At 41.3% G+C, this 26,267-nt stretch carries 20 protein-coding genes; 12 read left to right on the forward strand and 8 right to left on the reverse strand.

The features are described 5' to 3' along the window. Nucleotides 1–354: 354 nt before the first annotated feature. Entirely contained in the window at nt 355–1,881 is a 1,527-nt protein-coding gene (gene purH / locus BVH04_RS06020; RefSeq protein ID WP_086540485.1) for a bifunctional phosphoribosylaminoimidazolecarboxamide formyltransferase/IMP cyclohydrolase, read from the reverse strand. A 324-nt stretch (nt 1,882–2,205) separates the two neighbouring features. Here purH and BVH04_RS06025 point away from each other — a divergent pair, with 324 nt between their 5' ends. The 3 genes from BVH04_RS06025 (at nt 2,206) to BVH04_RS06035 (ending at nt 6,510) form a co-directional block, all read left to right on the forward strand. Next, the gene (locus tag BVH04_RS06025; RefSeq protein ID WP_086540488.1) at nt 2,206–2,895 is read left to right on the forward strand and encodes a head GIN domain-containing protein; all 690 of its coding nucleotides are present in this window, start codon (nt 2,206–2,208) and stop codon (nt 2,893–2,895) included. Between the two features lie 308 nt (nt 2,896–3,203). Continuing rightward, nucleotides 3,204–5,573 (forward strand): ABC transporter permease, encoded by a 2,370-nt coding sequence (locus BVH04_RS06030; protein ID WP_240510843.1) that lies wholly within the window; start codon nt 3,204–3,206, stop codon nt 5,571–5,573. A 241-nt stretch (nt 5,574–5,814) separates the two neighbouring features. Then, nucleotides 5,815–6,510: a head GIN domain-containing protein gene (locus tag BVH04_RS06035; protein ID WP_086540492.1), complete on the forward strand. Its 696-nt coding sequence runs from the start codon at nt 5,815–5,817 to the stop codon at nt 6,508–6,510. 180 nt (nt 6,511–6,690) lie between these two features. Here BVH04_RS06035 and BVH04_RS06040 read toward each other — a convergent pair whose 3' ends face one another. Beyond that, nucleotides 6,691–7,572 (reverse strand): bestrophin family protein, encoded by an 882-nt coding sequence (locus tag BVH04_RS06040; RefSeq protein ID WP_317045485.1) that lies wholly within the window; start codon nt 7,570–7,572, stop codon nt 6,691–6,693. Between the two features lie 537 nt (nt 7,573–8,109). Here BVH04_RS06040 and BVH04_RS06045 point away from each other — a divergent pair. From BVH04_RS06045 to BVH04_RS06060, 4 genes are all read left to right on the forward strand, one after another. Continuing rightward, a complete protein-coding gene (locus tag BVH04_RS06045; protein ID WP_086540494.1) occupies nt 8,110–9,441 on the forward strand; it encodes a cytochrome ubiquinol oxidase subunit I in 1,332 nt (443 codons plus the stop codon). Nucleotides 9,442–9,451: 10 nt separating this feature from the next. Next, nucleotides 9,452–10,474, forward strand: coding sequence for a cytochrome d ubiquinol oxidase subunit II (locus BVH04_RS06050; protein ID WP_086540496.1), 1,023 nt, complete (start codon nt 9,452–9,454; stop codon nt 10,472–10,474). A gap of 561 nt (nt 10,475–11,035) precedes the next feature. After that, on the forward strand, nt 11,036–11,968 hold the full coding sequence (locus tag BVH04_RS06055; RefSeq protein ID WP_140160534.1) for a DUF4097 family beta strand repeat-containing protein: 933 nt from the start codon (nt 11,036–11,038) through the stop codon (nt 11,966–11,968). Nucleotides 11,969–12,104: 136 nt separating this feature from the next. After that, nucleotides 12,105–14,531 (forward strand): ABC transporter permease, encoded by a 2,427-nt coding sequence (locus BVH04_RS06060; protein ID WP_086540500.1) that lies wholly within the window; start codon nt 12,105–12,107, stop codon nt 14,529–14,531. A 134-nt stretch (nt 14,532–14,665) separates the two neighbouring features. Here BVH04_RS06060 and BVH04_RS06065 read toward each other — a convergent pair whose 3' ends face one another. Next, the gene (locus BVH04_RS06065) at nt 14,666–15,031 is read right to left on the reverse strand and encodes a DUF2200 domain-containing protein (protein WP_086540501.1); all 366 of its coding nucleotides are present in this window, start codon (nt 15,029–15,031) and stop codon (nt 14,666–14,668) included. A 338-nt stretch (nt 15,032–15,369) separates the two neighbouring features. On the opposite strand from BVH04_RS06065, the gene BVH04_RS06070 reads away from it, so the two are divergent. From BVH04_RS06070 to BVH04_RS06080, 3 genes are all read left to right on the forward strand, one after another. Next, nucleotides 15,370–16,410, forward strand: coding sequence for an alkaline phosphatase D family protein (locus tag BVH04_RS06070; protein WP_086540503.1), 1,041 nt, complete (start codon nt 15,370–15,372; stop codon nt 16,408–16,410). Between the two features lie 823 nt (nt 16,411–17,233). Continuing rightward, nucleotides 17,234–17,515, forward strand: a complete 282-nt coding sequence (locus BVH04_RS06075) for a hypothetical protein (protein ID WP_086540504.1) — start codon at nt 17,234–17,236, stop codon at nt 17,513–17,515. A 193-nt stretch (nt 17,516–17,708) separates the two neighbouring features. After that, on the forward strand, nt 17,709–20,123 hold the full coding sequence (locus tag BVH04_RS06080) for an ABC transporter permease (RefSeq protein ID WP_086540506.1): 2,415 nt from the start codon (nt 17,709–17,711) through the stop codon (nt 20,121–20,123). Between the two features lie 132 nt (nt 20,124–20,255). On the opposite strand, the gene purN is transcribed toward BVH04_RS06080, so the two are convergent. The 3 genes from purN to BVH04_RS06095 form a co-directional block, all read right to left on the reverse strand. Beyond that, a complete protein-coding gene (gene purN, locus BVH04_RS06085; RefSeq protein ID WP_086540508.1) occupies nt 20,256–20,813 on the reverse strand; it encodes a phosphoribosylglycinamide formyltransferase in 558 nt (185 codons plus the stop codon). Between the two features lie 336 nt (nt 20,814–21,149). Continuing rightward, complete coding sequence (locus BVH04_RS06090) at nt 21,150–21,410, reverse strand: Txe/YoeB family addiction module toxin (protein ID WP_086540510.1); 261 nt, start codon at nt 21,408–21,410, stop codon at nt 21,150–21,152. Next, nucleotides 21,407–21,661, reverse strand: a complete 255-nt coding sequence (locus tag BVH04_RS06095; RefSeq protein ID WP_086540513.1) for a type II toxin-antitoxin system Phd/YefM family antitoxin — start codon at nt 21,659–21,661, stop codon at nt 21,407–21,409. The genes BVH04_RS06090 and BVH04_RS06095 overlap by 4 nt, the downstream gene beginning before the upstream one ends. A gap of 293 nt (nt 21,662–21,954) precedes the next feature. On the opposite strand from BVH04_RS06095, the gene BVH04_RS06100 reads away from it, so the two are divergent. After that, nucleotides 21,955–22,794, forward strand: coding sequence for an alpha/beta hydrolase (locus BVH04_RS06100; protein ID WP_086540515.1), 840 nt, complete (start codon nt 21,955–21,957; stop codon nt 22,792–22,794). A 120-nt stretch (nt 22,795–22,914) separates the two neighbouring features. Next, nucleotides 22,915–23,220 carry a helix-turn-helix domain-containing protein gene (locus BVH04_RS06105; protein ID WP_086540517.1) on the forward strand — a complete coding sequence of 102 codons (306 nt, stop codon included), beginning with the start codon at nt 22,915–22,917 and terminating at the stop codon, nt 23,218–23,220. On the opposite strand, the gene BVH04_RS25065 is transcribed toward BVH04_RS06105, so the two are convergent. Then, nucleotides 23,182–23,391 carry a DUF6364 family protein gene (locus tag BVH04_RS25065; protein ID WP_140160535.1) on the reverse strand — a complete coding sequence of 70 codons (210 nt, stop codon included), beginning with the start codon at nt 23,389–23,391 and terminating at the stop codon, nt 23,182–23,184. The genes BVH04_RS06105 and BVH04_RS25065 overlap by 39 nt on opposite strands. Nucleotides 23,392–23,744: 353 nt before the next feature. Next, nucleotides 23,745–26,264 (reverse strand): replication restart helicase PriA, encoded by a 2,520-nt coding sequence (gene priA / locus BVH04_RS06110; protein ID WP_086540520.1) that lies wholly within the window; start codon nt 26,262–26,264, stop codon nt 23,745–23,747. Between the last annotated feature and the right edge of the window lie 3 nt (nt 26,265–26,267).

Here is a 26,267-nt window from a genome sequence, read left to right on the forward strand (position 1 = left end):
GCTTACTTGTTTTACCTGATAAGGTTTTGCCTTACCATTTTTTTCCTGAAGATTAAGGATTTCTTCCACACCGTCCTTGCTGAATATGTAATGACTTCCTTTTATTATCTCCAAAAAACCCAAAAATCAAAATCAACTTCCTCAATTCTGGAAAGGTAATGTTAGCGTCTGATCTTCCGGAGAGGATTTTTGCTATAAGTTTTTCACACTTACCCATAGCCTAATTTCATCTATTTTTTGAATTTGCTATTCAATTTTGATGTCGATTTCAGCGGTAAATAAAAGACCTTCGAACTCCGGAATACGCGGGACTCGAAGGTTTTAACTCTTGGTTCTAGACTCTTTATTCTAAAATCAATGCTTGAAGTGTCGCACTCCCGTCATCACCATAGCAATTCCATTTGCATCGCAATAGTCAATGCTATCTTGATCCTTGATCGAACCTCCTGGCTGAACCACTGCTGTGATTCCAGCTTCTTTTGCTATCTCCACACAATCCGGGAAAGGGAAGAAGGCGTCAGAAGCCATCACAGCGCCATTCAAGTCAAAGCCGAAAGCATTTGCTTTATCAATAGCTTGGCGCAAAGCATCAACTCGGGAGGTTTGACCAACTCCGCTGGAGAAAAGTTGCGTGTCGTTAGACAAGATGATCGTATTTGATTTAGTATGCTTACAGATTTTTGCAGCAAATACTAAAGCTTCTTGCTCAGCTTCAGTTGGCGCTTTTTTGGTAGCAACCTTGAAATCAGCTTTCGTTTCTGTAGCCAAATCCTTATCCTGCTCGATTACTCCATTGAGCAAGGTCTTCATCATCTTAGTTCCTGGAAGTTCCATTTTCTGAACCAAAAGGATTCTGTTTTTCTTGCCTTTCAATACTGTCAAAGCATCTTCCGTAAAAGCCGGAGCGATCAACACTTCGAAAAACAACGAATGCATCTCTTCAGCTGCTTCCTTGTCTACGGTTTGGTTGGTGATCAAAACACCACCGAAAGCTGAAGTAGTATCTGCTGCAAAGGCTTTCTGATATGCCTCCTTTACTGTAGGTGCCAAAGCAACACCACAAGCATTGGTATGCTTCAAGATCGCGAAGGCTGTTTCACCTTTAAATTCACCAATCAAATTCACGGCTGCATCCACATCGACCAAGTTGTTGTAGGAAAGTTCTTTGCCGTTCAACTGATCAAAAAGCTCGTCCATATTTCCGTAGAAATGGGCATTTTGATGTGGGTTCTCTCCATAGCGAAGTGCTTTGGATTTGGTTTCAGATACTTTCAGCGCAGGAATATTTTCCTCCCTATTGAAGTATTTGAAGATATGTGTATCGTAATTAGAAGAAACCTGGAATGCCTGAGCCGCAAAATAACGACGGTCAGGAAGACTAGTGGATCCTACTTGAGCAGTCAGTCTTTGCTCCAATTCTGCGTACTGATCTTTGGAAGCAATGATGGTCACGTCCTTGAAGTTTTTCGCAGCAGCACGAATCAAAGAGATTCCTCCGATGTCGATTTTCTCAATGATATCCGCTTCAGATGCTCCAGAAGCTACAGTTTCTTCGAAAGGATATAAATCCACAATTACCAAATCAATCGCCGGAATATCATATTCTCCGGCCTGCGCCACATCATCTTCATTGTCTCTTCTGTAAAGAATTCCACCAAAAATTTTAGGGTGAAGGGTTTTTACTCTTCCACCGAAAATGGAAGGATAGCTAGTCAATTCTTCCACAGGGATCACTTCTGCACCTTGCTCCTCGATAAATTTCTGAGTGCCACCGGTAGAATAGATCTTCACACCGTATTTTTTCAGAAGGGCGATAATAGGTTCGAGATTGTCCTTATAAAAGACAGAGATAAGGGCAGATTGAATTTTTTTTGTAGCCATCTGGGAAATGGGTTGGTTTTTGGTTTTGAGAAAGGTCAAAGGTAGGGAAAAAGGTCGAAATGGGATTGTGTCGCCAGCTTGAGAAATAGAAAGTGAATTTGGTAAATGAATTCTTTATACTCTCTAGAGTTTTGGGAATATGGGTTTTAAAGAAAAATCGTATTAAGAGATTTAACCGTTTTAATCGTTCGCTAGCGAACAAAATAACACCTCCTCGGACAGGCTGATTATGTGAAATACTGTTATTATCACTGTAGAGGTACTTTTTCCCCTTGGCACAATCTCTGAAAAGTAATAGGGAATTAGTACTTACACCAATTCACTATGACCTTTTCTAAAATAACTGCTTTTGTCCTTCTACTTTTTCTGATGGGGACTACTGCTCAAGCACAAACCGAAACTCGTAAACCAGGCCATTTCACTGGCGTGAATTCCTCTGGCTCCTGGGATGTCATAATAAGTATTGGAGATGTAAATCAAGTCAAGCTAGTGTCCAAAGGATTTGATTTGAGCGAGGTGACCACCGAGGTGGAAGACGGTAAACTGGAAATCGAACTTAGAGACGATGATGATGACAACAGGGATTTCACGGTTTATGTCACTATTAAAAAACTTGAAAGCTTAGGTTTGGCTGGATCAGGAAATATGATGGTACGCTCTGATGTGTACACTCATGAGCTCAGTATCGGTCAAGCTGGCTCTGGTAATGTGGAGTTAGAATTACTCAATACCAAAAACCTGAATATTGGAATGAGCGGTACTGGGAATGTGTCCATTACAGAAGGAAATGTAGGGGATGTCAATATTGGTCAGGTGGGATCGGGTAATTTCAAAGGAATTGACCTAGTGTGCGGAGACGTGAAAATCGGGAAAGCTGGCTCTGGGAACATTCATATTGGCGTAGAAGGAGAACTTACCGTCGGGTCAGTTGGCTCTGGGAATGTGTATTACAGTGGAAATCCCACGGATATAAGTAAGGGCAATTTGGGCTCAACCAAGGTGATAAAGAAGTAGCTGGAATAAAGTCGCAAGTATCAAGAGGGGAGATTCAAGAGATTGGATCCAAGAACCAAGATTTTAATATATAGACTTTCCTACTTTATCACCTAACGACAATACCTTGCTAAAATCTTTCGCTTTTGAGTCCACTCCTATAACTAGTTTTTAGTGAAAATATCCGCTCTAAATTCCTTTAAAGGGCCCTTATTTTAGGAAGAATGCCTTTTCGGAGTAGAGTCAATTTTAGAATTTTAAAATCTTTCAACCAGTCACATCATGCTAAAAAACTACTTATCAGAAATACACGTAAAAATCCACTCTACATGTTTATCAATGTGTTTGGATTGGCTGTGGGAATGGCGGTTAGCATTTTAATCTTCCTATTTGTACAGCATGAACTCAGCTACGATACCTTCCATGCAAATTCTGACCGGGTCGTTCGGGTTTCCAGAGCTTGGTTCAATCCAGACGGTGAGATTAGTCTTCACTTGGGACATACTGCGCCACCTTTTGGGCCATTGATCAAAGCCGAATATCCAGACGAGGTGGCTTTTGCTGCCAGAATGTTGGAATCTAATCCATTGGTGACCAGTGGAGATACTAAATTCATTGAAGATCATTTCACCTTTGCAGATCCTGAGGTTTTTGACATATTTTCTATTAAGATTTTGGAAGGGGATTCCAAAAAAGCATTGGAACAAAACGATGGTGTGATGATCTCTCAGTCATCGGCAATTAAGTATTTTGGGGATAGTTCGCCGATGGGGAAAGAGCTTCTGATAAATCTTAGTGGTCAAGAGTTTACATTTCAAGTACGGGGAGTTTTCGAGGATTTTCCAGACAATTCTCATTTTCATCCTACCTTTTTCGCTTCGATGTTGCCAGTAGTGATGTTTTATGGTGGACCTGATGCCTTTATGGGTAATTTCGGAAGCAATAGTTTTTCCACTTATTTGCGATTGAATGAAGGCGTAGATCGATTGGCTTTCGAAGGAAAACTCCCCAATCTGATCGATAAATATATGGGAGAAACTCAAGCTGGAACTCCCATGTCCACAGGGACGAAATTGTACCTATGGCCTTTGGAAGATATTCATCTTTATTCCAATCTGGATACCGAAATCGAGGCAAATGGAGACATCGCCTACGTGTATATTTACTTGGCTGTGGCTCTGTTCATCTTGCTGATTGCCTGTATCAATTTCATGAATCTCTCTACAGCAAGGTCATCTTTGAGGTCTCTGGAAGTAGGCTTGCGCAAGGTGATGGGGGCAGATAAAGGTAATTTGATTAGACAATTTATGGGAGAATCCTTTATGCTGACCACCATTTCGATGGTGATCGCGCTGGTTCTAGTCAATTTCTTTCTTCCAATGTTTTCTGATTTTACAGAAAAGCAGCTTAGTCTTAATTTCATTCAAAATCCAGAGTTTCTAATCGGAATCCTTGGCTTAATCTTAGTGGTAGGCTTGATTTCCGGAAGTTATCCAGCGCTTTTTCTTTCGGGTTTTCAGCCTGGAAAAGTTCTCAAAGGAGTATTTAAAGCAGGTAAAAGCCATGAGCAATTCCGTTCTGTTTTGGTGGTGGGGCAGTTTGCGATATCAGTCGTGCTGATAGTTGCAGTGCTGGTGGTGGTGAATCAGTTGGATTTCATGCAAAGCAAAGATCTTGGCTTTGAAAAAGAAGATATTGTGCTGTTGCCTACCAGTCCTGCCATACAGCATAATTATAACATCATCAAAGACCGGCTGGAAAGTCACACAGGAATACAGGCAGTCACCGTATCAAGTAGAGCTCCTTCAGGCAGATTGCTGGACAATCAGGGAAGTTCAGTGGAAATCGATGGGAAACTTACTCAACTCGAAATTCGGATTGCAGATATTGACGTAAGCCATAATTTCCTCAAAACTTATGGTATTCCTTTGGCAGCAGGCCGTGATTTCGATGTGCTTCGAGCGAGTGATTCCACAGAAGCTTTCATTCTCAACGAAACAGCCATTCGGGAGATTGGATGGGAAAGTCCTGAAGCTGCGATTGGGAAACAGTTTTTGTATGGAAGTAAAAGAGGATTTGTAACTGGAGTGATGAAGGATTTTCACTTTGAAAACCTGCACCAACCCATCGTTCCGCTTCTCTTTGAGATCGGTACCAATGGAAATAATGTGATGAGTATCAAAATTGACGCAGATCAGCGTGAGGAAACATTAGCCTACTTGAAAGAAGAATGGGCAGCTCTCAGACCGGGTTTTCCGTTTGAGCCAAGATTTGTAGATCAAGGATTCAATGAGCAATACGCCGCCGAGCAAAGAGTCAAAACCATTTTCACTTTCTTCTCAGGTTTGGCTGTGATCATCTCTATTCTAGGTTTATTTGGGCTGACTACTTTTGCGACCCAGCAGCGTACACGCGAAATAGGGATACGCAAAGTGATGGGAGCGGAGACAGCAAATATTCTGGTGCTGCTTGGAAAAGACTTTCTGAAGCTCGTGATGATCGGCTTTTTGATCGCTATTCCGATTTCCTGGTTTGGGATGTCCAGCTGGCTGGAAGACTTCGCATATAATGTTGGCATCAGTTGGACTGTGTTCTTATGGGCAGGGCTGATTGCCGGAGCAGTAGCAGCCATCACCGTGATGTCGCAGTCATTGAAAGCAGCTTGGGCAAATCCGGTGAAGAGTATTAAGAGCGAGTGATTTAAAGAGTAGCAGGTAATAAGTAAGAAGTATCAAGAGTCAAGAATTTAGAGACTATAGAAGAGAGAAAGATGCAAGAGAAAAGTGAAGAGAATGAAGATCTGCAAGTGCAACCTTTTTGTTAAATGCTGCATCTGATAAGTGAAGCCTTAATTCTTAACATTCTGCAGCTTCATAATCATTTAGGAACAATTCAGTTTTTATCACTTTAAAAATTTTCCAATATTTTAATAAAAGCATCATGAAAAGCTATTCAAGAATATTAGCATTTGCATTCACCGCAATGGTTATGGTATCATGCGTTCAAGCACAATCCTCGGAAACAAGAACTCCCGGACACTTTACCAAAGTACATTCTGGCGGAAGCTGGGAGGTAATCATGACTGAAGGAGATACTGAAGAAGTAAGAATCGAAGTTAGAGGAGTCGAACTGAATAAAGTCAAAACTGAGATTGACGGAGATGTATTGAGTGTAGGTTTGGTAAAAGGAAACTATAACAATGTCAGATTGAAATTCTACATCACTTACAAGGAACTTGAAGGAGTAAAATGCTCTGGTTCAGGTACGCTGGAAGTGACTTCACCCGTAAGATCTGAGGAGTTTTACGTTGGACTTTCTGGTTCAGGGGATGTTATTATGGATGAGCTTGAATCGGAAGAGTTATCTGTTTCTATTTCGGGTTCGGCCGATCTCAAAATCAAAGGCGGTTCCGTAAAAGACGCTGAAATCAAGCAATCAGGTTCAGGTGATTTCTATGGAGAAAACCTTGCAATTGGTAGGTTGGAAGTAAGCAAGTCAGGCTCGGGAGATACACATGTGGGTGACTTGGGAAAAGTATCCGTGAGTGCTTCAGGCTCTGGAGATGTAACTTATACTGGTTCTCCGCAATTGGGTGATATCAGGACTTCAGGCTCAAGCAGTATCAGAAAAAGATAAGTAGGAGTAAATCCACTCCATCCCTCAAGCAGAAGTTTGAGGGATTTTTTTGTTAGAATTTTTTACCGCAGGGGACTCGGAGGTTTTCGCAGAGGACGCAGTGATTATTATGACCTTTTAGGTTCCTAAAACCTCGAAAGTCTTCCTTTTAATTCAGTCTTTTCAGCGCTCGAAATTTCTCTACATCAAAAAGCCATTTTCAATAGCATATGGTTTAGGAATATTTTCCTCCTCCAGCATTTCCAGTAGGTCTATTTCTATCGCCCGTGCAATGGATGAAATAGGCACGTCATTGTACCCGCCTTCAAATGGGTTTTCCGAATAATCTCCAATCCTATCCACAAGAAAAAATATCCAAATAATGATAGCAGAAAAGGGGATTGTCAACCAGTAATGCAAAACTCTGGATTGCTCAAAAATATCCAAAAGTCCGAATGGAATCAACGCGCAGAATATATAAGTGATCCATAAACCGGTTGAAGCATACTGCCTTGGAAAAGGGAAGTTTTTAATCCGTTCGCTCATTCCTTGATGCGTAAAAAGATGACCAATCAACTCATGAAGCCAAACTTGTTTGTAGTCACTAATTAACCCTTGTTCATTGAGCTTGCCAATTTCATAACTTTGGATTTTAAGTAATTGAGAAGGGATATTAGAAGTATTTTTGATACTGGTCAGCTCTTCTTCTGAGACATATTTTTCAATTTCAACAAACATACCATCGTAGTATTCTTTGATGAACCCAGGGATGAAATTCAGCTTTTTTACCGGCAGATTATGCTCCCATGTCTTTTCCTTTCTCATCACATGTTTTAATGCCAATAGCCATGCGAGATGCCTGTAAATAATTCTCTTTTTTTCTTCTTTTGGCAAGTTTTGACTGGGTAGACTAAGAACAGCTGTTGCGAAAGTTCTGCTTTCATTGACAATGGATCCCCATATTTTCCGGGCTTCCCAGGTTCTGTCATAGGAACTGTTGTTTTTAAAACCAAGAAAGAATGCCACTGCTACACCAATTACAGATATTGGCTGCCAGGGTAAGGAAAATGGGATGGATGTAATCTCATATTATACGATGATAACAAAGGAATACAGAATACCAGAAATCAAAGAGTACCTGGACCAGCGAACGGTCATCCAAAAACTGTAATATCTTTTGACGTACATAAAAACATTATTTAGCATTAAAATATCAAAAAGATATCCTTCTTATCCAATTGGGGACAATAGATTTAATGAGTATTCGCTTTGTTGCATGTTCCGGAAAAAAGCTAAATCTTGATTTTAAATCGGATCAAATTCCCCCTTTCTCAAAGGGGGTAAGGGGGATTTTAGGAAGCATATCAGTAATTAATTTGGCAACATGCAGGATTGCGAACACTCATAATAGATTTTTTGTCAATCACTTAGAAATTAAAGTCTTTCGGTGATAGAAGTTCTGATAGGTAAATCCTATTGAAGCCTATCCGTCAACTGATTTTTAATTAAATTAGTGGTCAACCTGACGAACTAATCTGCTCTTAACTGCGTCAATGACTAAAGAAGTTTGATCGTTTTTCAAGGAGATTTTTTCCTCAAAAACTAACCCTTTGCTATTCAATGGATGATCTTTTTGCTGCCCGGTCTCAGATGGCACTCTCCCTGGGATTCCATATCATTTTCGCCTGTATTGGTATGGTAATGCCATTTTTCATGGCGACTTCCCATTATAAATATCTAAAAACGAATAATCCGCTGTACATGGATTTGACCAAAGCCTGGAGTAAGGGAGTGGCCATTTTCTTTGTCACAGGTGCGGTGTCCGGCACCATGCTTTCCTTCGAGCTAGGCTTGCTTTGGCCGGAATTTATGCTTCATGCAGGGCCTATTTTTGGAATGCCTTTTTCACTGGAGGGGACGGCTTTTTTCATTGAAGCGATTTTCTTAGGCTTCTTTCTTTACGGATGGGGAAAATTCAAACCTTGGTTCCATTGGTTCACCGGAGTAGTGGTGGGAATTAGCGGCTTGGCATCAGGAATATTAGTGGTCGCGGCAAATGGCTGGATGAATAGCCCTAGTGGATTTGATTTCGTGGATGGCAAGTTTCTTAATATTGATCCTGTTGCCGCGCTCTTCAATGATGCTTGGTTTACACAAGCCTTGCACATGAGCTTGGCAGCTTTTACGGCCACGGGTTTTGCAGTGGCGGGTATTCATGCGTATATGATATTGAAGGGAAAAAATAGAGAATTTCATCGAAAAGCTTTTACCATTGCCATTGTTTTTGGAGCGATTGCAGCGCTACTTCAACCTATTTCAGGAGATATTTCTGCCAAAGATATTGCCGTCCGACAGCCAGCGAAACTGGCAGCGATGGAAGCACATTTTGAAACTAGCAAGTCTGCACCTTTGATTATCGGAGGCATTCCCGATGTAGAGGCGAAGGAAGTAAACTATGCGATTAAAATCCCGGGTGCTCTGAGTTTCCTTGCTCATGGAGATTTTGAAGCAGAAGTAATTGGTCTGGATCAGTTTCCTGAAGAATATCATCCACCTGTCGCGGTGGTACATTATGCTTTTCAGATCATGGTAGGGTTGGGGATGGTTCTGGTCGGCTTGAGTTTGTTGTATTTTCTTTCTTTATGGAAAAAGAAAGACTGGCAACTCAAGCCTTGGTTTCTTTGGCTTTTTGCCTTGGCCACTCCCTTGGGATTTATTGCGCTGGAAGCTGGATGGACTGTCACAGAAGTAGGAAGACAGCCGTGGATTATCTATGAAATTATGCTGACCAAAGATGCCGTGACGCCAATTCCTGGGATTAAGTATTCATTTTTCATATTCACTGCGATTTATGTTTCGCTTGCTGGCATAGTTTCATTTTTGCTCTATAGACAGATCAAAGCTGTACCTGATTCATTGAAGAAAAATTCACAGGCATCGTCCAACACATAAGCTAAAAATTATGCTATACGTAGTTATCATTTTTCTTTGCCTGTCACTGTTGATGTATGTTCTCCTTGGTGGAGCTGATTTTGGTGCCGGTATTCTTGAGATCTTCACTCCGGCCTCTATGCGTGAACAGCTTCGTGATACTACCTATAAGACCATTGGGCCAATTTGGGAAGCAAATCACATGTGGCTGATTATTGCCATTGTGATTCTATTTGTGGGTTTTCCCCCGATTTATACCACGCTTTCTGTACATCTGCATATTCCTTTGGCTCTGATGCTTATAGGGATTATTGGAAGGGGAACGGCTTTCGTTTTCCGGCATTACGATGCGTATCAGGATGATATGCAGAAAGTCTATAATTTCATTTTTACTTATTCCAGCTTTATTACGCCATTTTTTCTAGGGCTGATCTTCGGAGCAGCTATTGGCGGTCAGATTGATCCTGAAGCCATGGGGTTTTACGAAGCATATATCCATCCTTGGTTTAATCTTTTTAGTATTTCCGTAGGTGTATTCACAGTAGCTATCTGTGGGTTTTTAGCTTCTGTTTTTTTGGTTGGCGAAGCCAAAAAGCCTAAGGTAAAATCGGTAATCATAGGTAAAGCAAAGCTGTTTATTGTTTTTACAGTGATAGCAGGCGGTTTGGTTTTCGCTGCTTCCATTATAGATGAAGTGCCTTTGGTAGGCTTGCTTTTGAAAGAGTGGATTACTATTGGGACGTTGGTGCTGGCTACTATCGCTGTGGTTGTTTTATGGATGAAATTAAAAGAAGGCAATAAAATGATGGTTCGTTTTCTAAGCGGTTTTGTGGTGACTGCGATTCTTTTGGCCTTCGGATATCATTATTTTCCAGACATCATCATCACCAAATCAGGTGAAAATCTTTCGGTTTTTAATTCCTCAGCAATTGGAAAACCCATAGATACCCTAGCTTGGGCACTGTTGGTGGGAAGCTTGTTTATTCTACCTTCTTTGGGGTATTTGATTTACAGTTTTCAGGGAAGTAAAGAGCCGAATCAAGCGAATGGTTGATGTAGTTTTTTTATTAACCACGAAGGTCGCAGAGATTTTGGCAGAGTACAGCTTGTGAATTAACCTCTTGAAATAGGGGGGAAAGCCCAAAATAATCTAGCCCGGCCTAAAGGGCTGGCATTTTTCGATAAACTAAGCTTCCGAAAATTTCCAAAAGAGCGAAATAGTTTTAATCCTTAGTCCTGATTCCGACATCGGGAGGTGGACAAGAGTAAAAGCAAACAAGAGACTTGGTGATTTAAGGCAGGCAGGAGACTGCATTGGATTAGGTCCAAATCTGGAAACCTGTTTACAGCAAGCAGGCCTGAACTATAGGTCTTATCGTCCAAGTGAGAACAGTTGTAATAATGAATGTACAATGATGAATTTCGAATGTCGAAGTGGCAAACTAGATGATAGAAAATAATAGATAAACATTGCCCGAGAGCGGACAAAACTGTCCGAGAAATATTGCTAATAAATCGCTAATGTCCCTTTCCAGCGAAATTATTGACTTTTTTTAGTGGCATACTAATGGGAATAAATTTGGTAATGACAACTGTCCAGCTTAGCCCAATATTTATGAAACTCTCGAAATTACTTTCAGCCTTCTTAGTTCTTGTCTTACTCTCCATGCAATTTCCTGCTGTTGCATCAGATTTTAAAGCGGATCCATACCTCAGCAAGCAGTTTACGCTCAAAGGTTCCGGCAATCTCAAAGTAGAAACTTCGGGTGCCTCAGTTGCTGTCACAGGTGCAAGTGGAAGACAAGTAATCGTCGATATGTATGTGAAGCTGAATGGACAGGAAATACAATTGGAAAATGCGGAGGTAGAGCGGGAATTGGACAATTACAACTTAGACATCAGTCAAAATGGAAACACCATTTCTGTGATAGCGAAAAAGAAAAACAACAGCGGTCGAAGTAAATTGAATCTTTCATTCAAGGTTCAAGTGCCGACCGAAATGTCTTCAAAATTTCAATCCAGTGGAGGATCGATTTCAGTTGATGGATTAATTGGAGAGCAAGAAATAGTTACAAGCGGAGGAAGTATCCAAGTTATAAACAGCAGTGGATATGTGAATACACACAGTTCTGGAGGGTCGCTACGAGTTGAGAATTTTGAAGGAAACCTCGATGTGCAGAGCAGTGGAGGATCAGTAAAAGTCTACCAACTCACCGGTGATTTGAATGTTAACACTTCTGGAGGCAGTGTGAATTTGGAAGATATCAATGGCAGCATTGCTGCCAGTACAAGCGGAGGATCTATTCGAGCTCAACTTTCCAATGTAGAGCGAGAACTAACCATGAAGAGTAGCGGAGGAAGTATTACAGCAGTAGTTCCGAAAGGTTTGGGTCTTGATCTTGACCTTAGCGGTGGAAGAGTAAATTCTAAACTTTCTAATTTCAGCGGAGAAGTAAAGAAGGATAGGATTCTAGGGAAAATAAATGGTGGTGGTGTTCCGGTCACTATGCAAAGCTCCGGTGGAAGTATCAATCTGGAGTTCAATTGAGTCATAGCAAAAAGTATCTAGTACTAAGTACCAAGATTCGATAAATTAGAATCAAGAGATATAGAGTTTAGATAACTGAGTTAAATCTTTCAATCCGCCACAGACAAGTAATTCCAAACTTCCAATTGCATTCGAAATGCTCAAAAACTACTTCAAAATCGCCTGGAGAAATCTACAGAAAAAGAAGGTTTATTCCGTCATCAACATTCTGGGATTGGGCGTAGGCATGGCTTGCTGCCTTCTCATTTTTATGTTTGTGCAGGATGATCTTTCTTATGACAATTACCATGAAAAAGGCGACAGAATTTACCGTGTCACGCATGGATCGAGTTCTCCGGAAGGAGTGACGGAAGGATCAGAAGCTGAGCCTTTCTGGGTTTGGGGAAATGCTCCGGTAGGTCCGGCTCTGAAGCATGAATTCCCGGAGATTGAGAAAATTGTGCAGTTCTCCGGACGTTCTGATTTATTGCTCAGCTATGGGGAGACGACACAGCAAGAAGATGGTGTGTTTTTTATGGATTCTACGGTGTTTGATGTGTTTTCTTGGGAGCTGATCGAAGGTAATCCCAAAACTGCGCTGGTTGCGCCTTTTAGCATTGTACTGACAGAAAGTACTGCGAAGAAATATTTTGGTGATGAAGATGCTTTAGGCAAAACACTGAAAGGAAGCGAATCTGCGGGTAGAGCAAATGCCGGAGACTATACCGTCACAGGTGTGATGAAAGATGTGCCTGGCAATTCGCATTTTAAGTTCAACGCGCTTTTATCTCTTAGTACTTTTAAGCAGTCTAGACCAGAAATTTTTGATGACTGGGGCTACGTAGATACTTATACCTATTTGTTGGTCAATGAGCAATTTGGACAAGCAGCCTTTCATGCAAAAATTCCAGATTTTATCCAGCGAGGAAATACTGATTCTGAGGAATTCGGATACACCATTAGACTGGAGCCACTCAAAGACGTCTATCTCCGTACTACTGCAGATCGTCAACCTGGAGAAACCGGCTCTCTGTCGAATATCTACGTGTTTTCCATGATCGGACTATTTATCCTGATCATCGCCATGATCAACTTTATGAATTTGTCCACAGCAAGATCTATGGAGCGAGCCAAGGAAGTAGGGATTCGCAAATCTATCGGTGCTGACCGCAAAAGTCTGATTTTTCAGTTTCTCGGAGAATCACTGATTATTGTATTCCTGGCAGCTTTGGTAGCTATACTATTTGTTTCCGTATCGCTTCCGATGATGAATGATCTCACAGGTAAAGTATTCGATTTGGCTCAGGTCGTCAATTGGCAAACGGTTCCGTTTTTCTTGGGAATAATGCTGCTCGTTGGATTGCTCGCAGGCTCTTATCCTGCGTTTGTGCTCTCCAGTTTCCAACCTGTTATGATCCTAAAAGGCATAAATAAGTCCAGTGCCAAAGGAGTTTTCTTGAGAAAAGGGCTGGTGATTTTTCAGTTTAGCCTTTCGATAGCACTGATCGCCGGGACGATGATCGTCTATTCTCAGATGGGCCATTTATTGGATAAGGAAATGGGCTTTGACAAAGAGCAGATGCTGGTGCTGGATTACAACTATGACGAGCAGGTTAACTTTATGTCCTCCGCACTGAAAACAGAAATGGAAAACCTCCCCTCAGTAACTTCTGCTGCTTTTTCACGCAGCGTACCTGGAAGCTATTTCCCAAATGCCTATACGACAATAGAAAGTGCCAATGGGGAATTGGTAGGCGAAGCACAACCAATTTTCCAAGTCGGGATTGATTTTGTCAATCATTACAATCTTGAATTGGTGGCAGGTAGATCTTATTCCAGAGATTATCCATCAGATTCCAGTTCAGCTTTAGTGCTGAATGAGGCAGCTGCCAGACAGTATGGCTATTCAAATCCTGCGGATATCATAGGCAAAAAGTTTGACCAGTGGGGAAGATCTGGAGAGGTAATCGGCGTAGTGAAAGATTTCAATTACATCTCATTGCACCGAACTATCGAGCCATTGACCTTGCCTTTTGAACCGTATGCAAGCCGCTATTTATCATTGAAAATTACCGGAGAGGACCTTCCTGCAACTCTTTCCCAAGTGGAAGAAATTTGGAAGAAACTCGCTCCACAGCGTCCATTCCTGTATAGCTTTCTAGATGAGGATTTTAATACGCAGTATCAGTCAGACTTCAGATTTAGAAAGATCTTTACGACATTTTCAGTGCTTGCTATTTTGATTGCCTGTCTGGGATTGCTGGGATTGGCGACTTACACCGCTGAGCAGCGAACCAAAGAAATCGGCATCCGAAAAGTGCTTGGAGCAGATATAGGAAGCATCGTAGGATTGCTATCCAAAGACTTTATTAAGCTGGTACTGGTAGCGATAGTCGTAGCTACTCCACTTTCCTGGTTTGCGATGAATAAATGGCTGGAAGGCTTTGCTTATCAAGTGCCGATTCACTGGTGGATATTTGGGATTGCAGGATTGCTTTCCATTGTAGTTGCGCTGTTCACGATCAGTTTTCAATCGATCAAAGCCGCATTGATGAATCCGGTGAATAGTTTGAAGAGCGAGTGAGAACCTTCGGTGTTTTGGGTCTCTCGCAACGGCGCGGCGGCGCGGCGAAGGATTTTGATTAACCTTTGAGGTGTCATTCCGACGAAGGAGGAATCTCCTCGAAGGTTTTGAGGAGAAAATTTATGAAATACCACTTAAGTCTGCCGCAATATCTTTTCCATTTTGCGGCCTTTGGCCAATTCATCTACCAGCTTATCCAAATATCTTACCTGCTGTGTGAGTGGATTTTCGATTTCTTCTACGCGATAGCCACAAATGCTACCGGTGATCAGGTGGGTATTGGGATTTAATTTTGCCTCCTGAAAGAATTGTGCAAAGCTCGACTTTTCAGTAATCTGCTCCTCTATCTCTTTTTCAGAGTAGCCAGTAAGCCACTCGATCACCTGATGCAATTCTGCCTTTGTTCTGCCTTTCTTCCCCACCTTTGTGACATAGTGTGGATAAACCGATGCGAAGGTCATTTTTGCTATTTTTTCATCATGATGACTTGTGCTGCTCATAATTTTTTGGTTAACCTATACATTCCAAGTTATTTCAAATGCTTCAATTTACCTTTACTTTTATTTGATTCCAGAGGGCTAGGTTTCAATGTTAGTGGTTTAGTCGAGGCTCGAATTCTTCTTTGAAACGAGGTCTCACAGAGAAATTATTGGAAAATAAAAAAGAGGTAGTTTCATCATCATTTCAAAATGGAGAAGTGGACGATTTGGCATCGTTTAATAATCCATCTTTTCTTACGCTTCCAAATTACCTTTTTGTTAAGATCCACTCAAAAGTTAAATTTTAACATACAAGCTCATTCAGGCACTTTAGATTTGTATCGAACAATCAAAAAACCATGAATCTGTCAAGAATTATTACCACAGTTTTTATATTATCCATCGCTTTCTCCTGCAAACAGCAGGCTGAGACAAGTGTAGAAATCGAGCAGAATGTAGTAGAACCTATAGACGTTATTGCCTTTGGATCGTGTAATCGACAGGATGAGCCACAGCCACTTTGGGAACCAATCATTTCCCATAATTCGGATCTTTTCATCTGGCTTGGGGATAACATCTATGGAGATACTGACTCTATGGCTGTCATGAAGGAAAAGTATGAGCTGCAAAACTCAATTCCTGCTTATCAAAAACTAAAAGCAAAAACACCTATCGTCGGGATTTGGGATGATCATGACTTTGGAAAGAACGACGCTGGAAATGAATATCCATACAAAGATGAAAGTAGAGACCTGATGTATGACTTCCTCGATGTGCCTGCGGAAAGCCCGCTTCGGGACAAAAAAGGAGGATACGGCGCCTATTCCTATGGCCCGGAAGGAAAACGAGTAAAAGTGATTTTACTTGATGCACGATATTTCAGAGATACCATTGGGATGGAAAACAGAACATACATCCCCAATGAAACAGGCACAATTCTAGGCGATACGCAATGGAAATGGCTTGAGGATGAACTGAAAAATAACGATGCTCAGGTTACAATAATCGGATCAGGTATCCAGGTTTTGCCAAAAGATCATCAGTTTGAGAAATGGGCCAATTTCCCTTATGAAAGAGAAAAACTGCTAAACCTGATCGGGACATACCAGACAAACGGTGTGGTCTTATTAAGTGGCGACCGTCATATCGCTGAGATCAGCAAAATGGAAGTGCCGGGAATCGATCACCCGGTTTATGAAGTGACTTCAAGTGGTCTGACTCACACGTGGAGAGAGTATAAAGACGAGCCTAATCAGTATAGGACTGGGGACTTGATCGCCAAGTTGAATTTTGGAATGCTGTATCTGGATTGGCAAGAAGATGGGGTAGAAGTGAAAATGGAAGTTCGTGGAGTTATGGATTCACTTTATCTGGAGGAAACTTTCAAAAGGATGTTTTAATTGATAAACGTAAGCCATCTAGCTTTAAAATTTTCTTGGAGTTAGTTGGCCAATCAGCCTTAACGAAGGGCTACATTCCTATCGAATTTGTTAGAAACATGTGCGATGAAGGAAGTGTAGCCCTTATATTTTTTACTAGAGATCAAAAAGAAAGGAAGTCCACATGGTGTAAGTCTTGAGGCGTGTGCCTTTACTAATGAATCGTGTAGTCAGAATTCAGGAATCTGAAGTAAGTGATATCGTCATTGCGAACGAGGTAGAAGTGCGGCAATCTCTTTCTAGAAACAAGAAAAAAAGATTTAAGAACTGAGACTCGACTGGCGCAGGTCCTCATTCTGCATGGCTCGATTTCAAGAGGATAGATTTGTCATTTGATGCAATTGAGAGAGGAGGATTACACCTAGACAATCTTTTTTTCTACACCCAGAGGAGGATTCCCCATTCAAAATACATAAAGTATTAGCTGGATTTCACTGCATATTGTTAAAGGATTTATTCCGATATATCACTAATGAGGAACTATCTGCTCTAACAGGATTTTTGATTTGGGAGCTATCAAGTCTCAACCAAACTTGCCCATTTACGAACAAAATTGTCCGATGAATTCGCTGAGCTAAGTTACTTTTACATCAAATCAGGCTGATTTGAAGGGTTTAGGATGGCATTGAAATGGTATCAAGAAAGTAGCTAGTATCAAGACAAATCTGATAACAAAGACAAACACACCTGTCTTAAGAAGGATAATACTTAAAATAACGAATGAATAATGATGAATTTTGAATAATGAAGTAACGAAACATTGAAAACCTAGATATCCAAATCCATGAGCCACATCGCTATTCCCATTCCGAATCTTCCTGGAAAACAAAACATAGATATCCAGGTGATCATCAACAATGAGGTGAAGTCTCTTCATTATAAAGTAGAGCTATTCTACTGGGATGATTGCCAAAATCCTTCTGGGCATCGGGCGGATTGTATCTCGGAAATGCTGACCAAGCATGATCCAGCGTGGACAGTTTATTATATCGGAGCACCTACAGATAAGTTTGTACCGATCACTTTCGTGGATAGAGAGAGTAAGAAGTGGATGCAGATACGATAAGGTTGGTGGTAAGAAGTGAATAATTAGTGGTAAGTAGTAAGTTATAAAAGTGGTTTTAGAATGAATGCCTTCGACTTCTTGCCCTCTTGAAGGCGGGCACTTAAGTTATCATATTATCACTATCCTTTCCAACTCGAAATATTTCAATTCACCAAAGCGGACAGGTAGTTAAAATTTTTCAATCCTAAAAATAATGTGGAGAAATAACGTCAAAATATCTCTTAGAAACCTACAAAAGCACAAGTCGCTCACAGTAATAAATGTGCTGGGAATGGCTGTTGGTTTGGCGGCATGTCTGCTGATTGGCTTATTTATTTTTGATGAATTTGCCTATGATCAAAATATCAAAGATGGAGATCGGATCTACCGTGTTGCTTTGGAAACTTCGGAATCTAAATGGGCTGGAAGTCCAGGGCCACTGGCCGAAGGATTGAAGAATGACTTGGCAGAAGTGGAGAGTTCTACCCGGATCATGAAGTTCCCGGAGCTCGATCAAATGCTTTTGAAGAGTGAACGCAATGGGGAGGTTACCCAATTTTATGAGCACAAAGGCTATTATGTAGATTCTACTTTTTTTGAAGTGATAGCCTACGAATTTGTAAGCGGTGTTCAGTCAACTGCTTTGCAAGCTCCAAATTCTGTGATTCTCTCTGCTTCACTGGCGGAAAAGTTTTTTGGCCAAAACGATCCACTAAATCAGCCAATTACGATTGGTTTGCCTTTCGGAGACTTCGATTACACCATTACCGGCGTATTTGAGGATAAGAATAGACAGTCTCATATTGATGCTAATTTTTTCCTGTCTATGGAAAATAACGACATAGGAAATGCCGTGAAGCGCATGACAAGTTGGGCTGCCAACAATATCTTTTACACCTACGTGAAGCTAAAGCCAAATACAGAAGCTAGTGCTTTTGAAGCCAAACTACCTTCGTTTTTTGACAAGCATGGAGGAGCTGATTTGAAGGCGATGGGAGTAGAGAAAAGTCTGTTTTTGCAGCCCATTCAAGACATTTACCTTCGTTCCAATGTAGAATACGAACTGGGCACTACAGGCAATATGACGACGCTTTATGTATTTGGCTCGGTGGCGGGATTTATACTGCTGATAGCATGCATCAATTTTATGAATTTGGCTACTGCACGATCCGAAAAGCGATCCAAGGAAGTGGGGATTCGTAAACTTCTTGGAGCTAACAAAGGCGGTTTGGTTCGTCAGTTTTTGGGAGAATCTATGCTTATTTCTTTACTCGGGCTGATCATGGCTTTTCTTCTCGCCTCGCTTTTGATGCCCTATTTCAATCAGTTGACAGGCAAAGAACTCGATATATATCAAAGAGCTTACCCATTGCTTGCGATCTTTTTGCTGGCAATTTTGGCGGGGTTACTTGCCGGAACTTACCCGGCTTTTTTCCTCTCGGCCTTTACACCAAGTTCTGTCTTGAAAGGAAAGTTCAGAGGAAGATTGTCTGGATTTTCTCTTCGTCAGGTGCTAGTGGTTTTCCAGTTCGCTATTTCAGCATGTTTGATCTTGATGGTCTTTGTGATCAAGAATCAATTGAGTTTTGTCCAAAATCAAGATTTGGGATTTAGTAAGGCTCAGCAATTGATTATTCCACTTCAGAGTGAAGAAGCCTCTGGGAAATATGAAGTTCTAAAGGCAGGGTTGCTTCAAAACACCCATGTGAAATCGGTTACCATCGCCACTACCTATCCAGGTATTGAAAGCATAGAAAGTATGATGTATTATGCCGATGGACAGCCCAAGGATAAGTTGGTGAATATCACCAATGCCTATGTGGGAGATGACTATTTGGAGACGCTAGGATTCACCTTGTTAAAGGGGAGAAGCTTCACAAAAGATTATACTTCTGACTATCCGATGATGATTTTGAATGAATCAGCTGTCAAAGCCTTGGGCTATCAGGTGGAAGATGCGGTTGGTAAGAAAGCTAATTTCGATTGGGGTGGGAAACTGAATAGTTTGGAGATTGTTGGCGTAGTGAAGGATTTCAATTTCCAAAGTCTCCACAAAGAAATCCTGCCTTATGCTTTCATCAAAGGAAATAATGGGGGTTATCTGATCGCTAATTTTTCGGGAAACAATACTAATGAGGTATTGGCCAGTGCGGAGTCGATTTGGCACCGATCAGATCTCTCAGAACCCTTTGTCTATTCGTTTTTGGATCAGGACTTTCAGCGAAATTATGAGAAGGAAGAACGAATTGCGAATATTATCATCGCCTTTGCTATGCTTGCTATTTTTATCGCTTGTCTTGGTTTGTATGGACTGACGGCTTTTATGACAGAGCAGCGAACCAAGGAAATTGGCATCCGCAAGACGATGGGAGCGACAGATTGGAGCATTGTTACGTTGCTTTCCAAGGATTTTGGCAAAACGGTTTTATTGGCAATTCTGCTTTCTGTTCCGGTTAGTTTATACCTCTCAAATGCCTGGCTAGAGAATTTCGCTTTCAAGATCGAGCTGCGATGGTGGTATTTTGCTGTGACTGGACTAGTAGCATTGATGATCGCAATGATCACAGTTAGTTTTCAATCGATCCGAACTGCACTGATGAATCCTGTGGAAAGCTTGAAGAGTGAGTAGGAAGTTTCATTGATCAGCTTTCAGCGGAATCGTCATTGCGAACGACAGGGAGTGTGGAAGTCTCTTTCTAGAAACAAGAACTTAGAGTCAAAAGGGATTTGAATAAAATAAGTAGAGTTATCCATACTCAATTCATAGCAAACTTTCAATCACATCAGGGAAATGCATATGCTCCAATGCATGCACTTTCTCGGCGATGGAATCGGGCGTATCTGATTCAGTAAGTGGGGCAGAAGCCTGGAAAACAATTCTTCCTTCATCATAATTCTCATTGACCAGGTGAATAGTGATACCTGTCTCAGTGTCCCCAGCAGCTTTTACAGCTTCATGCACGAAGCTCCCGTACATGCCTTTTCCTCCATATTTTGGCAAAAGAGCGGGATGGATATTTACCATTCTATCTGGAAAAGCTCTCGTCAACTCAACTGGGATTTTCAATAAAAAACCTGCTAGAATCACCCAATCAATGTTTTCAGATTGTAGTTTCTCAAGCAAAATACCTGCATCCATTTCCTTTCGGGTAAAAGTAAACGTAGGAACGTCGAATTTCTCTGCCCGCTCCAATACAAAAGCATTTGCCTTGTTTGATGCAACTAGCGCAATTTCTGCTTTTTCGGAGTTTTGGAAATGGGCCATTATTTTTTCGGCATTGCTACCACTTCCGGAAGCTAGGATTGCGAGACGTTTCAACGAGTTGATATAGTTTGGTGGATTGCGAAATTAATGGTTATCTCCCGCAATGGTAATTAACGGGTGAGGTTTTTTTGGTAAAGTCTCTTGCGGCGGCGCAACGGTGCGTGGATTGAATTGAGTTTTTTTGGTAAAGTTTCTCGCGGCGGCGCAACGGCGCGGCGAAGGCTTATTAACTGTTGAGGTTTTATTTAACCTCGGAGGTTTTTTTTTGGAAAAGTTTCTTGCGGCGGCGCGAGGAAGGGTTATTAACGGTTGAGGTTTTTTAAATAAGAAGACCTTCGAGGAGATGCTTCGACTTCGCTCAGGATGACGCTTCAAAGGTCTTAGAAAAAATCACCGATCATAGTGATATCTACAGGTGAAAATCACCAAAGTCCCATCCTCTATCTTATAAACAATGCGGTGCTCACGATTTATTCTTCTAGACCAATATCCTGCTAAATCGAATTTCAAAGGCTCGGGTTTGCCAATTCCAGAGAAAGGATCGCGCTTGATGGCTTTGATGAGTTCGTTTATTTTGCGTAGTATTTTCTTATCCTCTTGCTGCCAACTCGTGTAATCCATCCATCCGTTTTCAGTGAAGATCAGATTCATTCTTCAATCAGCGATTTCTCAGAAGATTTCCCTGATTTATGCTGATCAATGGAGTCAAATAGCCAAGTTGCATTGGTTTTTGAACTCAACAAATGCATCGTCTCCATGATGGAATTGTACTCCTCAAGTGAGATAATCACAGTCCCTTTTCCAGTGCCTCTCTTCAATATCAAAGTTTCCCCGTCTTCCTCTACCTTATCGAGGAAGTCTTTCATCTTGGATCTGAATTCAGAATAGTTAGCGGCTATCATAAGAACTTATTTAAGTACATATGAATGTACGTAAAAATCTTTTGATTTCAACTTTTGGAATGAGGTTTAGAGATGAATGTTTCTCACGGCGGCGCAACGAAGGATGGTTGCCTTCTATGAGTTTTTTCGAACCTCGGAGTTTTGATTGACGCTCAAATTATCTCCCGTATAAAGGCTAATAGGATAAGTCGTTAAAAAGCTTTCCTCCATTGCGAATAGATTTATTTCCTTATTTTTTTTGATTTTAGTCTAATGTGCTGTTTGCTTCGTTTCTTACAAAAACATTTTATAAAATGAGCAAAATATTTCTAGTTATCACCCTTTTATTTTTCGCAAGTAGTTGCGCATTTCGCTCGGTTCATCGAAGCAAAGAAATCACTTACACAGACTCGAACGCTGATATACCAACTAAGCAGCTGGATGTCTATGCTCCAAAAAAGGCCGAAAATCTTCCAGTGATGGTGTTTTTCTATGGCGGGAGTTGGGAAAGTGGGAAAAAGCAGATTTATAATTTTCTCGGAAATAGATTGGCTCGAAGGAAAGTTATAGTGGTGATCGCTGATTACCCTTTGGCATCTGAATACAAGCTACCTGCGATGCAAGAATCAGCGTTAGCGGCAGTTAATTGGAGCAAGGATCACATTGCAGAATTTGGTGGTGACCCAGATCGGATTTTTGTGTCTGGGCATTCAGCAGGTGGGCATTTGGCTGCTTTGATTGCAGTGAAGGAAGATGAGTTGGAATCTTCGGGAAATGATAAAAAGTTGGCAGGTTCGATTTTGATTGATGCTGCAGGATTGGATATGTACAGCTATTTGCAAAAAACCAGCGAAGGAGAAGGAAAGAAATATTTGAATGCATTTACTGATGATCCTGCGATTTGGAAGGAATATTCTCCGATGTATTTTTTGACAGATGATTTATCGCCTATGTTGATTTTGGAAGGAGAGCGAACTTACCCAAGTATTCGAGGTAGTCGTGAGCGATTTATGAAGCGAGTTCGAGAAAAAGGGATAGAAGATGTGACGGTAAAAATCTACCCTAAGAAAAGACACATTCCGATGATCACACAATTTTTCTGGACTGGCGGACGTATTTATAAAGACGTACTGGGGTTTATTAAAGAGAATTGATTTTGATGATCAACCACTTGAAATCAGATTTGTTGTAACTCAAAACGAGTATGATAAAATAGATGCAACTTCAATTTAAACACATTAAGACATGAATATCCAAACAACAAAAGTTGGTTTTTGCTAGATACTTCTGCGGATTATGAGCGTGCGGTGCAGCGGTATGAGGAACTCAAATATGCTTATAAAAGCACGAATGAGCATAAAGAAAAAATGCTGTTGGTTCATCTAATTGCTGATTATGAAAGTAAACTCTGGGATTTGCCTGATGTAGATCCTGTTGAAATGATAAAAATCAGAATGCAAGATTTTGGCTTTAATGCGACTACTTTGGCTAAAGAATATGGTGACAAAGGAACAGTCAGCAAAGTGCTAAACTATAAACAATCACTTTCTTTGACTATGATCAGGAAATTCAGCGAATGACTTCATGTATTCGACCAAACTCATTCCATTTTTTAACTTTGGCTTTGTCTGGACTAGCGTTTCAAAATGCTCCTCCACTAGACATGAAATACTAGTATCATGCTGATCTGCGTAGGTTTTGATTTTATCCAGCAGGTTTTCCTCGATGGTTATATTCAAACGCTTTTTCATGGCATACGCATGTTTAGTAATCTATGTGTATGAGTGATGAAATTGATTTTAAATAACCTCAGATTTTTCCATTTAAGTGTATCCGTATAATTCATCAGCGCTACGACTTTCATCTCTTTAAGAGGTAAGTGCATAAAGTGATTCCTTTTAATCCGCAGAGGTGGACAAAAACTTTCAAATATTTAAAAAAAACTATCCGGTTTTCTGCCAGTAAAGTGACAAAAGTATCATAGAATAAGCTCAACTCTAGGTTTAAGGCCGCTTTGGTCACCGGTCTTCGGTTTTCCGTCCTTTAAAAAAACAAAGTACGGCTACTGGCATCATTGCTAATAATCATATCCTCCGATTTTTAATCAACTCGGATCCACATCCACCACAAATCTCACTGATCGAAATTCTGGCCTTGATTTGAGTTCTTCGGTGATTTTCCAAAGATATTCCTTGAAGATGACAGGCGTATTTCCAGATCTGTCCAATTTAATTAAACTCTCAAATTGATACTGGTTCTTGATTCGAGCGATTATCCCTTTTTCTGGGCCGAGCACTATTTTTTTAACAGGAATCTCTGCCATCCCGTGATGGAGATTTAGCGCAGCTTTTTCCGCCACTTTATAATCGGCATGTCGGGTGGTGATCTTCACCAGTTTCACAAAAGGAGGGTAATAGAACTTCTTTCGATCGTGGATCTCTTGGTTGAAAAACTCAAAATAATCACCCTTAATAACCTGTGCATAAATCTGTGTTTCTGGATCTCTGGTTTGTACAATTACCTGGCCTTGGACTTCCCTTCGTCCTGCTCGCCCAGCCACTTGGGTGATTTGCTGATAGGCTCTTTCTCCTGCGCGGAAATCAGGAAAATTCAAAATCCTATCTCCATCCCAAATCCCAACTACGGTCACTCTACCGAAATCCAGCCCTTTGGTAATCATTTGCGTGCCGACAAGTATGTCAAGATTCCCAGAACCAAACTCATCCAACAAGCGCTGATAGCCATGCTTGTTTCTGGTCGTGTCCAGATCCATCCTTCCAATTCTGGCTTCTGGGAAAAGCAAGCTCAGCGATTCCTCTATGCGCTCAGTTCCCATGCCCATCGTGGTCAATTGAGTACTTCCGCAAGCAGGGCAGGAGCTAGGGATTTTTTCCTTGTACCCACAATAATGACAGCGAAGTTCTTCGGAGAATTGATGGTAGGTGAGGCTCACATCGCACTGCACACACTGACCTGTCCAGCCGCAATCTTCGCATTGGATGTAAGGCGAATACCCTCTTCGGTTTTGGAAAATCAAGACTTGCTCTTGCTTTGCCAGTGCATCTTGGATTTTCTCTCTTAGAATCCGGGTTGTGTCTAGTTTGAGTAAGTTCTTGCGCTTATCTGCTGCCAAATCTGCCAAGTAAAAATTGGGCATGGTGGCATCTCCGAAGCGGTGGGTTAATTCTACGTAACCGAATTTGCCTTGACTTGCATTGAAATAGGACTCAAAAGATGGAGTAGCTGAACCTAAAAGTGTTCTTGCCTGATGAAAATAAGCGAGCATAATCGCAGAATCCCTTGCCTGAAATCTCGGTGCAGGATCAAATTGCTTGTAGCTTGACTCATGCTCTTCATCTATGATAATTAATCCTAGACTATCGAAAGGCAAAAAGATGGAGGAGCGAACGCCTACGACAAAGGAAAATCTTCCGCTGAGCACGCCATTCCAAACTTCCACGCGTTCATTGTCGGAATACTTCGAATGGTACACGCCCATCTGGCTGCCGAAGACTTTTTTCAGACGGGTAACAATTTGAGTTGTGAGGGCGATTTCCGGTAGAAGAAGCAAAACCTGCGAACCACTATCGAGCACTTCGCGGATCATCTGAATGTAAATCTCCGTCTTCCCACTGCCAGTGACCCCATGCAGCAAAACAGATTGCTTGCTTTCAAATTGATGTTTTATTTCTTCGAAAGCTGCTTGCTGACTGGTCGAAAGAACGGCTGGTTCTGACTCCGGTTCCTCTTCGGCAAGTCTGTTGACTACGACTTTGAAAGATTCGAATATTCCGTTTTTGATCAGCGTTTTTAGTGAACTTTCAGAATCTCCCTCTTCAAGTAGAATTGCCTTATCTACACCTTTTTCGTTGGACTTTGGTAACTTCATTACGGGCACATCACGAAGGTACTTCAGCAGGATTGATTCCTGCTTGGCTTTTCCCGTCAAACTTTTAAAAACCTCCTGAAGAGCATTTTTACTTCCGGCTATTTCCAGGGTCAGGCGTATTCTGGTCTCTACCTTTGGAGCGTACTTCTCCTGAACTTTCTCAAAAATCAGGATTGCTTCTTTTTTTACCAGGCTTTTGAGAATTGGGTGTATGCTTTTGATGGACAGTACTTTTTCGCACTCATCATAGGATAGCTCGGCTTTATTTTCCAAAGCATCCAAAATCAGGATTTCACGGTTATCCAGCGGATATTTGCTCGTTTCTCTTTCAAAATTTGGATTGACCTGCACTTTGCTTTCGCTACTCAATCTCAGCCCAGAAGGCAAGGCCGCATGCATTACTTCCCCTATGTGGCAGAAGTAATATTCAGCCATCCAGACCCAAAATCGGATTTGGAGTGGATTGACACTGGGTTGATCATCCAGAACTTCCAGGATTGGCTTGGCTTGATAAGCTTGAGGAGGCTTATTGTGCACTTTTCCGATGATTCCTGTGAGGACTTTTTTCTTCCCAAACTGCACTATCACACGGGCGCCAAGATTAATCTCGGACTGCATGGAATGTGGGATGATGTAGGTAAACATCCTTGGTATCGGAACGGGCAGAATGATATCTGCGAAATTATTTCCGCTTTCGGCTGGGTATAAATCTTGATCTCCAAACAGGCTTTCCAAGGA

Origin of the sequence: Algoriphagus antarcticus (assembly GCF_002150685.1) — a bacterium.
Lineage (GTDB): Bacteria > Bacteroidota > Bacteroidia > Cytophagales > Cyclobacteriaceae > Algoriphagus > Algoriphagus antarcticus.

Bases quoted from the DNA above. Each gene is read 5' to 3' on its own strand.
- purH (WP_086540485.1), bottom strand. From the start codon at position 1,881: ATGGCTACAAAAAAAATTCAATCTGCCCTTATCTCTGTCTTTTATAAG.
- BVH04_RS06025 (WP_086540488.1), top strand. From the start codon at position 2,206: ATGACCTTTTCTAAAATAACTGCTTTTGTCCTTCTACTTTTTCTGATG.
- BVH04_RS06030 (WP_240510843.1), top strand. From the start codon at position 3,204: ATGTTTATCAATGTGTTTGGATTGGCTGTGGGAATGGCGGTTAGCATT.
- BVH04_RS06035 (WP_086540492.1), top strand. From the start codon at position 5,815: ATGAAAAGCTATTCAAGAATATTAGCATTTGCATTCACCGCAATGGTT.
- BVH04_RS06045 (WP_086540494.1), top strand. From the start codon at position 8,110: ATGGATGATCTTTTTGCTGCCCGGTCTCAGATGGCACTCTCCCTGGGA.
- BVH04_RS06050 (WP_086540496.1), top strand. From the start codon at position 9,452: ATGCTATACGTAGTTATCATTTTTCTTTGCCTGTCACTGTTGATGTAT.
- BVH04_RS06055 (WP_140160534.1), top strand. From the start codon at position 11,036: ATGAAACTCTCGAAATTACTTTCAGCCTTCTTAGTTCTTGTCTTACTC.
- BVH04_RS06060 (WP_086540500.1), top strand. From the start codon at position 12,105: ATGCTCAAAAACTACTTCAAAATCGCCTGGAGAAATCTACAGAAAAAG.
- BVH04_RS06065 (WP_086540501.1), bottom strand. From the start codon at position 15,031: ATGAGCAGCACAAGTCATCATGATGAAAAAATAGCAAAAATGACCTTC.
- BVH04_RS06070 (WP_086540503.1), top strand. From the start codon at position 15,370: ATGAATCTGTCAAGAATTATTACCACAGTTTTTATATTATCCATCGCT.
- BVH04_RS06075 (WP_086540504.1), top strand. From the start codon at position 17,234: ATGAGCCACATCGCTATTCCCATTCCGAATCTTCCTGGAAAACAAAAC.
- BVH04_RS06080 (WP_086540506.1), top strand. From the start codon at position 17,709: ATGTGGAGAAATAACGTCAAAATATCTCTTAGAAACCTACAAAAGCAC.
- BVH04_RS06090 (WP_086540510.1), bottom strand. From the start codon at position 21,410: ATGAATCTGATCTTCACTGAAAACGGATGGATGGATTACACGAGTTGG.
- BVH04_RS06095 (WP_086540513.1), bottom strand. From the start codon at position 21,661: ATGATAGCCGCTAACTATTCTGAATTCAGATCCAAGATGAAAGACTTC.
- BVH04_RS06100 (WP_086540515.1), top strand. From the start codon at position 21,955: ATGAGCAAAATATTTCTAGTTATCACCCTTTTATTTTTCGCAAGTAGT.
- BVH04_RS25065 (WP_140160535.1), bottom strand. From the start codon at position 23,391: ATGAAAAAGCGTTTGAATATAACCATCGAGGAAAACCTGCTGGATAAA.